This is a genomic window from Streptomyces sp. NPDC033270, assembly GCF_055576575.1.
On record NZ_JBVIRA010000012.1, the window covers coordinates 87,325 to 100,525 of the forward strand.

Here is a 13,201-nt window from a genome sequence, read left to right on the forward strand (position 1 = left end):
TCCCCCTCCCCTCCTCCCTCCTCCTCCTCGTGGGTTCGCTTCTTCCCCCCCCCCCCCCCCCCCCCCCCCCCCCCCCCCGGACGGCGCCGGCGCGCGGCCGGATCAGCGGCCGAGCGCGTGCAACACCGCGTCGGCCATGGCGCGTTCGCCGGTGGCGTTGGGGTGCAGCGGTACGGCCGGCGAGGTCGGGATCAGGCCCTCCACCCACTTGTCCGCCGAGCAGCTGTCGTGCCCCTTGGTCGGGCCGAGCGTGTCGACGTACGTGGCGCCGGCGGCGGTGGCGGTCTTGGCGACCTTGTCGTTGAGTTCGCCGAGTACGGAGCGCAGGAACGTCAGATCCCCGGTCGTGACGGGCATCTTGCCCAGGCACTTCGTCGGGTCGTCGGGCAGCACGGACGGGTAGCCGACGACCAGCACCCTGGCCTTCGGGGCCTTGGCGCGCATCGTGCCGAGGTCCTTGGCCAGCCGGGCGGTCGCGGAGTCCAGCCAGGTGCTGAGCGTGTCCTTGTACAGGTCGCGGCAGGGCGTACCGAAGGGGTTGGTCAGGGTCACGGCCGAGCAGACGACCGCGACATCGCCGAAGCCGAAGTCGGAGCGGCCGAGGTTGTTGCCGGTGATGGTGAGCGTGATCAGGGAGGTGTCCGCGGTGACGGCGTCGAGCTGGGGGCCGTTGACCACCATCCCGGCGTCCTTCTGGGGCTCGGTGAGCGCGCTCACCTTCGCTCCGGCGCAGGTCTTGTCCACGTACGACGACGGGGCGAGCGCCGCGGCGACGAGATGGCCGTAGTTGCGGTCGGAGCGCATGCACAGGCCCGCGGACTGCGCCAGGACCCCGGCACCGGCGGCGTAGGAATCGCCGAGCGCCACATACTTGCCGGTCCCGGCGGTGTCCGCGGCGTGGGCGGGCGAGACGCCGGTGGTGAGGGTGGCGGCCAGGAGCGCGGCGCCGGCCAGGGCGGATGACCACTTCTTGGCGTGTGCGGTGCTCTGTGGTGCGCGGGTGTTCGCAGTGCTGTGTGGTGCGTCGGTGTTCGCAGTGCTGGGTGTGACGGCTCTGGGCACAGTTCCCCCTGAGGTGACAGCGAGACGGAAGCAGGATCCGATACCGGCCGGTAACGTCTCCGACATCGTTGCGGCCACCCGCCGTACGAGCCATGTGCCGGCGCACAGCAGCACCACCGTCCCCGTTGTCCCCGGGCACAACCCCCGTTCATCTGCGGGCCGGTCTTTGTAATCTGCGGTTCATGCCCCGCGTACCCGTCCCGCCTGCCGAAATCTCCCCCATAGCGGCCACGCTGCTGGGCCGCGCACCGGAACTGAGCGAGCGGATGGCCCGCCGTATCCGCGCCGAGGTGACGTACTACGGCAATGAGGAGCGGGTGCCGTTCGAGGTGCTGAGGGCCTCCTGTCTCGGCAACGCCGAGCTGGTCTTCCAGAGCCTCATCAGCGGCTGCGACACCTCCGACATGACCACCGCGCAGGACACCGGACGCGAACGGGCCCGCCAGGGAGAGCCGTTGGCCGAGATGCTGCACGCCTACCGGGTCGGGTCCGAGTTCCTGTGGTCCGAGCTGGCCGAGGAAGCCCGCTCCGCCGAGGGCGTCACCACCGACACGATCGTCTCCCTGGCCTCGTGGTGGGTGAACGAGGGCCTCGCGGCGGCGGCCAGCGACGCCTACCGCGAGGAGGCGTCCGAGCTGGTGCTCCAGCGGGAGCGCGAACGATCCGCCCTGGTCGAGGCGCTGTTCACCGGGATGCTCACCGATCGCACGACCCTGTGGGAGGCCGCGGACGTGCTCGGCCTGCCGACCGTCGGGCCACATGTCGTCGTGGCGGCCGAGGTGCCCGCCCCGGGCCGGGAGGCAATCCCCGGGATCGAGGCGCGCCTCCTGGCCGAGCAGCTGCGGTCGGCCTGGCGCCTGCTGCCCGACCTCCAGGTCGGTGTGATCGCCGTGCACCATCCGGGGGCCGAGGAGGCCGTCCTGCGGGTGCTGGGGCGGTCCGCCGCCACCCGGGTCGGCGTCAGCCCCGCCTACCGCGACCTGCGGGAGACCCCCAGGGCGCTGCGCCTGGCCCGGCTGGCGCTGGCGGGCGGGCGCGGGCGGCCGGCGGGCATCGCGCGGTTCGACGACAGCCCGGCCGCCCTGCTCGTCGCCGCGGCCCCGGAGGAGGCCGGGCGGATCGCGCGGGCGGTCTTCGCGGACGTACTGGAGCTGCCGGCGGTCGAGCGGGACCGCCTGCTGCAGACCCTGGAGTGCTGGTTCGCCTCGGCCGGCTCGACGGCCGGCGCGGCGGAGCTGCTGTACTGCCACCGCAACACCGTGCGCTACCGGCTGCACCGACTGGAGGAGCTGACCGGGCGCTCCCTGAAGGACCCCCGCGCGACCGCCGACCTCGCCGTGGCGCTGCACGCGCTGCCGCTGCTCTCCTTCGACCAGCCCTGAGACGCTGAGGCGCCTGTGCGCGCCCACCGGACCGGTACGGCCCGGCACCGTGCATGACAGGAGTTATCCACAGGCCCGGCGGCGCGCCCGCAGAACCTCGTAGGCTTCTGGAATGGCTCTGGCGGACGTGGAAGTGGTCGTGGACATGGATGTGGAAGGCGCTTCGGAGGCGAACGAGGCGGTGCAGGTGCTGCGCCGGGTGTTCGGGTATGAGGCGTTCCGCGGCAGCCAGCAGGAGATCATCGATCACGTCATAGGGGGCGGGGACGCCGTCGTCCTGATGCCGACCGGCGGCGGCAAATCGCTCTGCTATCAGATTCCCTCGCTGGTCAGGGGCGGTGTGGGGGTCGTGATCTCCCCGCTGATCGCCTTGATGCAGGACCAGGTCGACGCCTTGCGGGCGCTCGGCGTGCGGGCCGGGTTCCTCAATTCGACACAGGATCTGGAAGAGCGGCGGCTCGTCGAGGCCGAGTTCCTGGCCGGGGAGCTGGATCTGCTGTATCTGGCGCCGGAGCGGTTGCGGGTGGAGCAGACGCTGAGCCTGCTCGACCGGGGGAAGATCTCGCTGTTCGCGATCGACGAGGCGCACTGTGTCGCGCAGTGGGGCCACGACTTCCGGCCGGACTATCTGGCCCTGTCGATGCTGCACGAGCGCTGGCCCGAGGTGCCGCGGATCGCGCTGACCGCCACCGCGACCGAGGCCACCCACACCGAGATCACCTCACGGCTGCGGATGGCGGACGCCCGGCACTTCGTGGCGAGCTTCGACCGGCCGAACATCCAGTACCGGATCGCGGCGAAGAGCGAGCCGAAGAAGCAGCTTCTGGAGCTGCTGCGGACCGAGCATGCGGGCGATGCCGGGATCGTCTACTGCCTGTCGCGTGCGTCGGTGGAGAAGACCGCCCAGTTCCTGGTGGACAACGGCATCGAAGCGGTGCCGTATCACGCCGGGCTCGATGCCCGTGTCCGCGCCGCGAACCAGGCCCGGTTCCTGCGGGAGGACGGGCTGGTCGTGGTGGCCACGATCGCGTTCGGGATGGGCATCGACAAGCCGGATGTGCGCTTCGTGGCGCATCTGGACCTGCCGAAGTCGGTGGAGGGCTACTACCAGGAGACCGGGCGCGCCGGGCGGGACGGCCAGCCGTCGACGGCCTGGCTGGCCTACGGGCTGCAGGACGTGGTGCAGCAGCGGAAGCTGATCGACGGATCGGAGGGGGACGAGGCGCACCGGCGCCGGCTGTCGGCCCACCTCGACGCGATGCTGGCGCTGTGCGAGGCGGTGGAGTGCCGTCGGGTGCGGCTGCTGGCCTACTTCGGACAGCAGAGCACCGCCTGCGGCAACTGCGACACGTGCCTGGCCCCGCCGCAGACCTGGGACGGCACGGTCCCCGCGCAGAAGCTGCTGTCGACGGTCGTGCGGCTGCAGCGGGAGCGGGGGCAGAAGTTCGGGGCGGGGCAGATCATCGACATCCTGATGGGGCGGAAGACCGCCAAGGTCATCCAGTTCGATCATGACGGGCTGAGCGTCTTCGGGATCGGGGCCGACCTCCGGGAAGCCGAATGGCGGGGTGTCGTACGGCAGTTGCTGGCGCAGGGCCTGCTCGCCGTCGAGGGCGACTACGGCACGCTGGTGCTCACGGACACCAGCGGCGAGGTGCTGCGCAGTGAGCGCGAGGTGCCGATGCGCCGGGAGCCGGAGAAGGCCGCGCGGGCGGCCAAGGCCAAGGCGAAGGCCAAGCGGGCGCCGGTGGACCTGCCGCAGGAGGCGCTGCCGCTCTTCGAGGCGCTGCGCGGCTGGCGGGGCCGTACGGCCAAGGAGCAGGGCGTGCCCGCGTATGTGATCTTCCACGATGCGACGCTCAGGGAGATCGCCACCGTCCGGCCCACGACGGCCGCCGAGCTGGGCACGGTCAACGGGGTCGGCGAGAACAAGCTCGCGAAGTACGGCGAGCAGATCCTGGATGTGCTGGCGGGGCGGGACGGCGAAGGAGCAGGAGAAGGAGGGGGAGGGCAGACGGACCCCGCGGGGGGCGCGACGGTCGGCGCGCCGGCCCGGGGCGGCCTTGCGGCAACGGAGCCGGAGCCGGAGGAGGACGAGGCGCTGCCGGAGCCGCCGGACGACATCGACTGGTAGGCGGGCCGGTGGGCACCGGTAGGTCAGGGGGCGTCCGCGGCGCCCTGCGGTAGTCGCAGAACGGCACGGGCGCCGCCGTCGGGGGCGTTGGAGAACCGCAGGTCGATGCCCAGCACGGCGGCCTGACCGACCGCGATGGTCAGGCCCAGGCCGTGGCCCTTGCCGCGCCCGGGTGCGTCGGTGCGGAAGCGCTGCGGCCCGTGGTGCAGCAGATCGGGCGGGTAGCCCGGCCCGTGATCGCGCACCTCGATGGTCGGAGGGCCGCCGGGCGGGGAATCGACGGTGACGACGACCGGGGGCCGGCCGTGCCGGTGTGCGTTGAGGACGAGGTTGACGACGATGCGGTCGAGGCGGCGCCGATCGGTGTCGACGACCGTGTCGGAGCCGATCCGCATCTCGGTGTCGAGGCCGGTGGCGCGTACCGAGCGTTCGACCAGCGCGCCCAGCTCGTACGCGGCCAGGTCGGCGTGCTCGGTGCCGGAGTCCAGCCGGGAGATCTCCAGCAGGTCCTCGGTGAGACGGTGCAGCGCCCGCAGCCGGTCGTTGATCATCTCCTTGGGCCGGCCCTCCGGGAGCAGCTCGGCCGAGGCGAGGATGCCCGTGAGGGGCGTCCGCAGTTCATGGGCGACATCGGCGGTGAAGCGCTGCTCGGCCCGTAGCCGGCTCTGCAGCGAACCGGCCACCGAGTCCAGGGCGGCCGCCACCGCCGCCACCTCGTCCTGCCCCGCGGGGCCGGCACCGGCCCCCCGACCTGGAACGTTGCCGACCCTGGCGTCCAGGTCGCCGGCGGTGATCCGGCGCGCCACCGCCGCCGTGGTGGTCAGCCGGCGGCTGATGCGGTGGGCGAGGAAGAGTCCGGCCAGGGCCACGGCCGTGGCGGCGAGCACGGCCGAGCCGAGGATGGCGGTGTCGAGGGTCTCCAGCGAGCCGCGGGTGGTGCCGTACGGCGACCAGACGGCCATCACCTGGCTGTCGGCCGGGGCCGCCGCCCACATGACGGGACGGCCCCGATACGTGCCGACCATGCTGCCGCGGCGGCCGGAACGCGCCAACTCCCGCAGCTCGTCCGGCAGTTCCACTGGGTCGAGGACGGAGTTGACGCCCTCGCGCGAGGTGCCGTACTCGAAGGCGTCCAGGGCGGTGTCGAGGTGGGCGCGGGTCTCCTTGCGCAGCTGGCCGACGGTCTGGCGGGCCACCGCGTTGTGCACCAGGACACCGAGGGCCGCGGCGACCGCGCAGCTCACCGCCATCACGGTCAGCGCGATCTTCCAGCGGAGGGAGACCGCCGGGCGCCTCACGGGCTGCCGCCGCCGGTGTGCGCGGTCGGCCGCTTGCGGGGCTCGTCCAGGGTGAGGTCCCACAGGGCCAGCGAGTCGCCGTCCCAGACGTAGTCGGTGACGGCGACATAGCGCGGGTCCTTCGTGGGCTCACGGATGGAGAGGTGACCGGCCGCCAGCTCCACCCCCGCGAGCACACCGGGCAGCGCCAGGACCCGGGTCACCACCCCGTGTCGGGCGCTGTAGACCCGCAGCTCGCTGTTGCGGGGGTCGAGGTCGATCACCGTGATCAGGTCCGGTCGGCCGTCGTGCGTGACGTCGTAGAGGCGAGGGCTGCGTACGGTCTTCGGGGCGGGCGGACGCCGGCCCTCCGCGGTGAAGTCCGCGTCGAGGACGGCCAGCGCGTCCGCGTCCGCCATGCTGCCGCTGGGGATGCGCGGGACCCCGCGGACGGGCTTGAGCGCCGTGGGGTTGTCGTCCCGGCCGAGCGGGGCCGGCGTGTACTGCGGCCACAGCGCGAGCGGCGCCCTGACGTCCCTGGCGCGCCCGTCGTTCTGCAGGCCCTCCAGGCCGGCACAGCCGCCGAGGAGGCAGAGCACGGCGAGCGCGGCCGGCACGGCACGCGCGACACGCGGGCCCCGGCCGGTCAGCGGCGCGCGGGGGCGCCACCACCGCGGGTGGCACCGCGCGCCGCCGCACGCGGTATCGCCACCGTCGCATGGCATCGCCACCGCCTCCCTGGACTCCGCACGCGCACCCACCCCACACGCGCAACACCGTGAACGGGAATCAACTGACCCTGCGGCACCACGCTATCCAAGGTGGCGGGAGGGGGAATCTTCAGCGCGGCCATTCCGACGGCGCGGCGCCGCCGATCCCGCCGCGCGACGCGCAAAGACGCCTTGGCGGCCTTTGTCGTCTTTGACCGGGCCGTAGCGGACGCCCCGTCACAGGACCGATCCCAGAGATCCCGCTGACTGTTACACAACGTATGGATCGCCGTTAAGGACGCTCCGTAACGTGCTGTGTCGTTACCACGCCCCTACGGCGGCCCGATCCGAGCCGCCCCGACGAGGAGTACCCATGCGGGCCCAGTGCCGCACCGTGATCCGTACCGTCACCGTCGCGACCGGCGCGCTGGCCGTCCTGCTGCTTCCCGCGGGCGCCGCCTCCGCCGCCGATTCCACCGCGCCCACGGAGAGCCGCACGTCGATCATGCTGCCCGACAACGGGCTGGCCGGACTGGCCGAGAAGGCAGGCCACCTGCCCAAGGCGGGGCTGCTGGGTGGTGCGGGCGCGCTGGGCGTGGCCGGCACCGTCGTCGCCGTACACCGGCGCCGCCACGGGGCCCGCAGCCCGCAGGCCTGAGCCGCCGGGCCCGCGGCCGACCGCCGGCCGCTACTCCCCCAGCAACCGCTGCACCTCCTGGTATCCCAGCAGCGCACCGCCCCCTCCCGTCACATCCGGCAGCTCCCGTCCCGCACGGATGGCATCCGCCGACCCGAGGGTGGCCGACAGGGCCGTACGGAAGAGCAGCGAGCCGGTGCTGATGCGGCGTACTCCGAGCTCCGCCAGTCGGCTGACGGTGTGCCGCCCGGGCGCGAAGAGGATGTTCAGCGGCGCGGGAACCCCGTTGACCAGCGCCGACACCTCGTCGTCGGCAACGACGCCCGGCACGAAGATGCCGTCCGCGCCCGCCGCCAGATAGCTCTCGGCGCGCGCGAGCGTCACCGACAGCGGCGGCGGAGCGTCCACCAGCCAGTGGGTGTCGATCCGGGCGTTGAGGAACAGCCCCGGAGCGCGCTCCTTCGCCGCGCTGATCAACTCGGCCTGACGGACCGGATCCTGCAGCCCTCCGCCACCGGGCAGCCCGTCCTCCAGATTGAGCCCCGCGGCACCGGCCTCCGCCAACTCACCGGCCAGTTCGGCGACTTGCGCCGGATCGCCGCCGAACCCGCCCTCGATGTCGACGGTGTACGGACAGGCCAGCCGGCCGTTGAGGCGCAGCGCCAGGGCCAGGGTGGCATCCCGGACCTCGGCGAGGGCGCGCCCGTCCGGATAGCCGTGGGCCGCGGCGACCCCCAGGCTCGTCGTGCCGATCGCCGCAAACCCGGCCCCGGCGAGCGCGACGGCCGAGGCGACATCCCAGGCGTTGGGCAGCAGCAGCGGCTGGTCGGCATGGTGCAGCGCGTGGAAATGGAAGGTGGCGTACTCCGGGGAGGCACTCATACGGGCACCGTAGGCATGTCTTGCTTCGGTAGGCACCGAAGACTCGCGGCGGACAATCGAGTCATGACCACTCCGGCGTACAGCACCGAGCTCGCGCGGCCGGCCGCGCTGCTCGCGGACCGCACCCGTGCCTCCTTCTGTCTGGCGCTGCTGGACGGCCGCGCCTGGACGGCCGGCGAGCTGGCCGCGTATGCGCAGGTCGCGCCCTCGACGGCGAGCGAGCATCTGACCCGGCTGACCGAGGGCGGACTGCTCGTCGAACGGCGCCAGGGCCGCCATCGCTACGTCCAGCCGTCCCCCACGCCTTGAGGGCGCGGGCGGTACCCCCACGCCCGCACGTCGCCGAGCTGGGCATCGCCCCCACCGCACTGCGCACCGGCCGCCGCCCGCAGGCCCGCGGCCGCCTCGACTGGACCGAGCGCCGCCCCCATCTGGCGGGCACGGCCGGCGCCCCAGGAGCACAGGCGTCGCGCCTCAGCAGCCCCCCGCGCCCCCGTCGTCCGTGCCACCCGCCCGTGCGTAGAGCGCCATCCGGGCCCCCCGCACCTGCGTGACCTCGCACTCCACGAACGCCGAGCGCAGCGTGGCCCGCTTGGCGATCTCCTGGTCGCTGGCGTCCGCCGGCTGCCCGGCCGGGTCCCCGGCGACCACGATGCGGCGGCTGGCCAGTATCCGCGCGCGGATCGCGTCGCCGGACAGCTCCGTCCCGTAGAGGGTGTGGGACGCCGATGGGCTCCTGGCCAGGGCGAGGTCACTCAGGCCTGTGAAGTCGTGCGGCCGGGTCGCCATCCAGATGCGGCGCCGCGACGGCATGAAGAGCAGGCCGTCGCCCGGCTCGGCGATCTCCCGTACGGCCCGGGCGACCGCGCTGACGTCGTCGACCCGGCTGTCGGGGCTGCGCAGATGGACATCGACGGGGAGCAGCGCGGCCGGGACCGCGGCCAAGGCCAGCGCCCGGCGCAGCCGTCGCGGCCGGGTCCGGCCCGGCTCACCCGCCGGGCGGAGGAGCCGGGCCAGCGCGGCACCCGCGAGCAGCGCGAAGCCGACGACGTAGTAGAGGACATAGCGGTCGACGTAGGCCGGTTCGACGTGCGAGAGCAGGAGCAGCAGGAGGGTGGGCAGGAGGAGCAGCGGGATGCCCAGGGCGCGCAGGCCGATGGGGCCGCGGGAGCGCACCGGGACGCGGGCACAGGCCAGGCCGAGGACCGCGAGCACGGCGAAGGTCAGCAGCTGCAGGGGATCCGGCCACATGAGCCACCCGATCTGCGCGGACTGCCGGGTGCTGAGCACCGCGAGCGGGGCCAGGCCGGCGAGGACGGCGACGGCGGACAGGGCCCAGGCGCGCAGCACGCGACGCGGCAGGCGCGCAAGGATCACCGCGGCGCCGTGTGCGGGCAACGCCAGACACGCGAACTCGTGCAGCAGGCAGGCGCACAGCATCAGCACCGGGTACCCGAGCCACAGCCTGCGGCGCGGACGGGCGGCGCTGCGCAGCAGCAGCTGCGTGGCCCAGACGACCAGGGCGCAGACCGTCGCGTAGGAGCGCCCTTCCTGCGCGTACTGCTGCACGACCGGGATCAGCGCGAAGGTGAGGCCCGCGAGCAGACCCGCCCGCCGTCCGGCCAGCCGCTGCCCCAGCAGGGCGACGCCCGCCGCGGCGAGCGTCATCGCGGCCACGGACGGCAGCCGCAGGCCGACCGCGGCACCGAGGACGTCGCCGAGGGTGGTGTCGTAGAGGCGGAACCAGAGGTGTATCAGCGCGTAGTACAGGCCGTGCACGACGTCGACGTGCTGCAGCGTGCGGCACAGGTCGGCCAGGCCGCGGTGCGCCATGTCGTAGGTGACCGCCTCGTCCCGCCAGACGGCGTCCTGCCGGCGGATGCCCCACGCCCCCAGGAGCAGCATCAGCCCGGAGGGCAGCAGCACCACCGCGCCCTGCGCCAGCCGCGCGCGGCCGGGGGTCATGGCGGGCGCGCACGCCGCCGCCTGCGGCTGCTGTGACGCCGCCTGCTGTACCTGCGCTACGTCGATGACGGGCTCCGGTGACGGAGGGGACCGGGGGGAACGGAGCAGCAGCGCAGGGTGCCGGGGCTCCGGCCGGCACGGCGGTGTCGACGCCCGCCGGCCCGGAGCCCCGGTCCACTCACCCGATCCGGGTCAGCTTCGCTCCGAAGGACGGCTCGACGAGGTCCTTCTGCAGGGCCACCGGCACCTTCTGGGCCCGCTGGCCGCTGCCGACCGTCAGCACACCGACGGTGGTCCCGGCCTTCGCCTCGTGCGCGACGGCCTTGCCGCCGTCGCCGATGCTCAACTTCAGCTTCTGGCCGGAGACGCCGACGGCCTTCAGGTCCTTGGTGGCGACGACCGGCGTCAGCCCGCCCAGGCCGTCGTCGACATAGCCGACGACCTGCCCCTTCTTCACCGCCGTGGCCGAGGTCAGCGCTTCGCGTACGGCCGCGATGACCTTCTGGCTGTTGCTCTTGACCATGGTGAGGCTGTTCTCGGCGTTGGGGTCCAGGCCCTTGAAGTGCTGGTCCATCATCGCGCCGAGTATCAGGCGGTCCTTGCCGTCCACCGTCTTGTAGGCCGCCCAGGACAGCGTGCCGCCGGCCGCGGTGCTGGAGCCGGTCTTGATGCCCTTGATGCTCAGCCCGGGCTCCAGCAGCAGGTTGTCGTTGTTGTTGTTGATCCGCCCCGGCAGGCCCGGGATCTCGGCGTTGGTCATGGCGACGATCGGCCGGAAGGCGTCGAACTTCATGACGGCCTCGGCCAGCTTGATCTGGTCGACGGCGGTGCTCACGGTCTTGGGGTCCAGGCCGCTGGGGTCGGTGTAGGTGGTGTCCTTCATGCCCAGGTCCTTGGCGGCGGCGTTCATCTTCTTGACGAACGCCCCCTCGTTGGCGGACTGGGTGTCCCAACGGGCCAGCAGCCGGGCGATGTTGTTGCCGGACGGGATCATCAGCATCTTGAGCATGTCCTGCTGGCTGAACTTCTGCCCCGCCCGGAGCCCTGCGATCCGCGACTCGTCCGTGGAGCCGCCCTCGGTCACCGCCTTGTCGTCGACCTCGATCTGCGGGCCCTTCTCGTCCTTCTTGAGCGGGTGCTCCTTGAGGATGACGTAGGCCGTCATGATCTTGGCGACGCTCGCGGTCGGCACCGGCTTCTGCTCGCCGAACGTCCCCACGTCACCGGAGCCCACGACCTTGATGGCCGCCTGCCCGTGCTCGGGCCACGGGATGGAGAGCTTGCCGCCCTCGAAGGTGAACGAGGACTTGGCGTCGCCGAGGACGACCGCCGGGGCGGGCAGCGGGCGCACCGCCTGGACGATCACGAAGATGATCGCCAGCAGCACCGCCAGCGGGGTCCAGATCTTGAACCGGCGGACGACCGTGCGCAGCGTGGTCTCGGGCGGCGGCGGGGTGTTGGTGAGCTTCGCCAGCAGGTCGAGCGGCGGCAGGGGCTGCTGCTTGGTCCGCTCGGACTCGGGCAGCGCGGCGGGACCGGCCCCGGGCGTGGCACCCGTAGCGGCGGGGGGCATGGCGCCCGGCCGGCCGGTGGGTCGGGGGGACGCGGTCGGCTTCGCGGGGGCGGCCGCCGGCAGAGAGCCCGAGGCCTTGTCGGCGGTCGCGCCATCGGACGCCTTGTCCGCGGGCTCACCGGGCTTTGCACTCGGCTTTGCGGTCGGCTTTGCGGCCGGCTTTGCGGCCGGCTTCTCCGCAAGCTTCTCCGCGGCCTGCTCCGACGCCTTGTCGGACGTACGGGCCGGCGTCTTGGGCGCCGTCTTGCCCAGCGACTTGCCCGCCGTGCCGTCGTCCGCCGACTTCAGCGCGACAAACTGACTGGTCCGCTCGGCGTCCCGCTCGGGAGCGGCCTTGCTCTCGACCTTGGCGCTGGCGCCGTCCTTGTCCTCGGCCTTGGCCTCGGTCTTGGCCTCGGTCTTGGCGCCGCTCTTGGCATCGTTCTTGGCTTCGGCGGCTTCTTCCTTGCCCGCGCCCTTGCCCTTGCCCTGGCCCTTGGGTTCGGGCTTGGCCTCAGGCTCGTCCTCGGGCTTCGACTCGGCCGTGGCCTTGTCCTTGGCGGACGGCGGGATCTTGAAGACGGTGGTCGCCTGGTCGACGGGCTCGGCCGACGCACCCTTCACCTTTGCCTTCGCGACAGCAAACACGCGAGTCGCGTCATCCACCGCCGACTCGTCCGCTTCGGCATCGGCATCGGCATCGGCATCGGCATGAGCCTCGTCGGGCTTGCCCTTCTGCGGCCCGACGGCCTTGAAGACGGCAGTCGGCTGATCAACAACCTTGGGCTTGGCCGTGGACTCGGGCTCGGGCGCGGTCTTGGGCTCGGCCTTGGACTCAGCCTTGGCCTTCCCCTCGCCCTTCGGCTTCGCGTCGACCTTGCCCGGCGCGCCCGACCGCTCCTCCGACTTCGACTCCGGCCCCGGCTCCGACTTCTCAGAAGCGTCGTTCGCTACCTCGTCGACCTCGTCGACCTCGTCGGCCGCGTCAGCGACATCGGCGTCAGCGTCGGCATCGCCGTCCGCGCCGTCCGCGCCGTCCCCATCGCCCTTCTCCGCGACCCAGGCGGCCACAGCGGCCCGCAGGCGGTCGTCGCCGCCCTCGGCACCCTCGCCGTCCCCAGCGGCCTCCTCAGTCCCCTCAGACGCCTCCGCCTCCGACTCGGCCGCGTCCGCAGTCCCAGACTGCGCATCGGCCTTCGCCCCGGACTCCGCGTCGGCCTTCGCCCCGGACTTCCCGCCGGACTCGGCATCGGCCTTCCCTGCGGACTTCCCTGCCGACTCCCCATCGGGCTTGCCATCGGACTCCGGCGTCCGCTTCCCGCCCGATTTCCCGCCCGATTCCTTCGCCGGCTCGTCCGGCTCCCCTCGGAAAACGGACAGGCGCGGATCGCGTTCGCTCCGCGCCGTCTTCCCCGACGACTGCTTCTTGTCCGACTTGTCGGGGGACTCGCCCGCCACCGATGTCTCCTTCATACGTCGCACTGCTGCCTGGCCAAGTGTTCCCAAGTGTCCTGTGTACGCGTGGCGCCACCTTGCCGCCACGCGAACCGGTACCCGCCGCACCGCACGGATAGCTGTCGCCGACGTGCAAGACGAGAAC

Annotated in this window: 9 protein-coding genes and 1 pseudogene; 4 read left to right on the forward strand and 6 right to left on the reverse strand. The window is 72.7% G+C overall.

Going from position 1 to position 13,201, the window contains the following annotated elements; genetic code table 11:
• Positions 1-102: 102 nt before the first annotated feature.
• Positions 103-1,062 (reverse strand): SGNH/GDSL hydrolase family protein, encoded by a 960-nt coding sequence (locus ACZ5XZ_RS18590; protein WP_468979217.1) that lies wholly within the window; start codon positions 1,060-1,062, stop codon positions 103-105.
• A 182-nt stretch (positions 1,063-1,244) separates the two neighbouring features.
• On the opposite strand from ACZ5XZ_RS18590, the gene ACZ5XZ_RS18595 reads away from it, so the two are divergent.
• Both ACZ5XZ_RS18595 and recQ read left to right on the forward strand, forming a co-directional pair.
• Complete coding sequence (locus ACZ5XZ_RS18595) at positions 1,245-2,444, forward strand: PucR family transcriptional regulator (RefSeq protein ID WP_468979220.1); 1,200 nt, start codon at positions 1,245-1,247, stop codon at positions 2,442-2,444.
• Positions 2,445-2,556: 112 nt separating this feature from the next.
• Positions 2,557-4,578 (forward strand): DNA helicase RecQ, encoded by a 2,022-nt coding sequence (recQ, locus tag ACZ5XZ_RS18600; RefSeq protein WP_468979222.1) that lies wholly within the window; start codon positions 2,557-2,559, stop codon positions 4,576-4,578.
• A gap of 23 nt (positions 4,579-4,601) precedes the next feature.
• On the opposite strand, the gene ACZ5XZ_RS18605 is transcribed toward recQ, so the two are convergent.
• Together ACZ5XZ_RS18605 and ACZ5XZ_RS18610 are read right to left on the reverse strand one after the other, a co-directional pair.
• Positions 4,602-5,876 (reverse strand): sensor histidine kinase, encoded by a 1,275-nt coding sequence (locus ACZ5XZ_RS18605; RefSeq protein ID WP_468979223.1) that lies wholly within the window; start codon positions 5,874-5,876, stop codon positions 4,602-4,604.
• Positions 5,873-6,580 carry a hypothetical protein gene (locus ACZ5XZ_RS18610; RefSeq protein WP_468979224.1) on the reverse strand — a complete coding sequence of 236 codons (708 nt, stop codon included), beginning with the start codon at positions 6,578-6,580 and terminating at the stop codon, positions 5,873-5,875. Before ACZ5XZ_RS18610 ends, ACZ5XZ_RS18605 begins: the two co-directional genes overlap by 4 nt.
• Before the next feature lie 358 nt (positions 6,581-6,938).
• Here ACZ5XZ_RS18610 and ACZ5XZ_RS18615 point away from each other — a divergent pair, with 358 nt between their 5' ends.
• Positions 6,939-7,223 (forward strand): hypothetical protein, encoded by a 285-nt coding sequence (locus ACZ5XZ_RS18615; RefSeq protein ID WP_468979226.1) that lies wholly within the window; start codon positions 6,939-6,941, stop codon positions 7,221-7,223.
• A gap of 30 nt (positions 7,224-7,253) precedes the next feature.
• Here the strand turns inward: ACZ5XZ_RS18615 and ACZ5XZ_RS18620 are convergent, their stop codons facing one another.
• Positions 7,254-8,084 carry an isocitrate lyase/PEP mutase family protein gene (locus tag ACZ5XZ_RS18620; protein ID WP_468979228.1) on the reverse strand — a complete coding sequence of 277 codons (831 nt, stop codon included), beginning with the start codon at positions 8,082-8,084 and terminating at the stop codon, positions 7,254-7,256.
• A gap of 63 nt (positions 8,085-8,147) precedes the next feature.
• On the opposite strand from ACZ5XZ_RS18620, the pseudogene ACZ5XZ_RS18625 reads away from it, so the two are divergent.
• Positions 8,148-8,638: pseudogene (locus ACZ5XZ_RS18625) on the forward strand (winged helix-turn-helix domain-containing protein).
• Here the strand turns inward: ACZ5XZ_RS18625 and ACZ5XZ_RS18630 are convergent.
• Positions 8,559-10,049 (reverse strand): glycosyltransferase family 39 protein, encoded by a 1,491-nt coding sequence (locus ACZ5XZ_RS18630; protein WP_468979230.1) that lies wholly within the window; start codon positions 10,047-10,049, stop codon positions 8,559-8,561. The pseudogene ACZ5XZ_RS18625 and the gene ACZ5XZ_RS18630 sit on opposite strands and share 80 nt — an antisense overlap.
• Before the next feature lie 178 nt (positions 10,050-10,227).
• Entirely contained in the window at positions 10,228-13,059 is a 2,832-nt protein-coding gene (locus ACZ5XZ_RS18635; protein ID WP_468979232.1) for a D-alanyl-D-alanine carboxypeptidase family protein, read from the reverse strand.
• Positions 13,060-13,201 lie beyond the last annotated feature (142 nt).

Bases quoted from the DNA above. Each gene is read 5' to 3' on its own strand.
- ACZ5XZ_RS18595 (WP_468979220.1), top strand. From the start codon at position 1,245: ATGCCCCGCGTACCCGTCCCGCCTGCCGAAATCTCCCCCATAGCGGCC.
- recQ (WP_468979222.1), top strand. From the start codon at position 2,557: ATGGCTCTGGCGGACGTGGAAGTGGTCGTGGACATGGATGTGGAAGGC.
- ACZ5XZ_RS18610 (WP_468979224.1), bottom strand. From the start codon at position 6,580: ATGCCATGCGACGGTGGCGATACCGCGTGCGGCGGCGCGCGGTGCCAC.
- ACZ5XZ_RS18615 (WP_468979226.1), top strand. From the start codon at position 6,939: ATGCGGGCCCAGTGCCGCACCGTGATCCGTACCGTCACCGTCGCGACC.
- ACZ5XZ_RS18620 (WP_468979228.1), bottom strand. From the start codon at position 8,084: ATGAGTGCCTCCCCGGAGTACGCCACCTTCCATTTCCACGCGCTGCAC.
- ACZ5XZ_RS18630 (WP_468979230.1), bottom strand. From the start codon at position 10,049: ATGACCCCCGGCCGCGCGCGGCTGGCGCAGGGCGCGGTGGTGCTGCTG.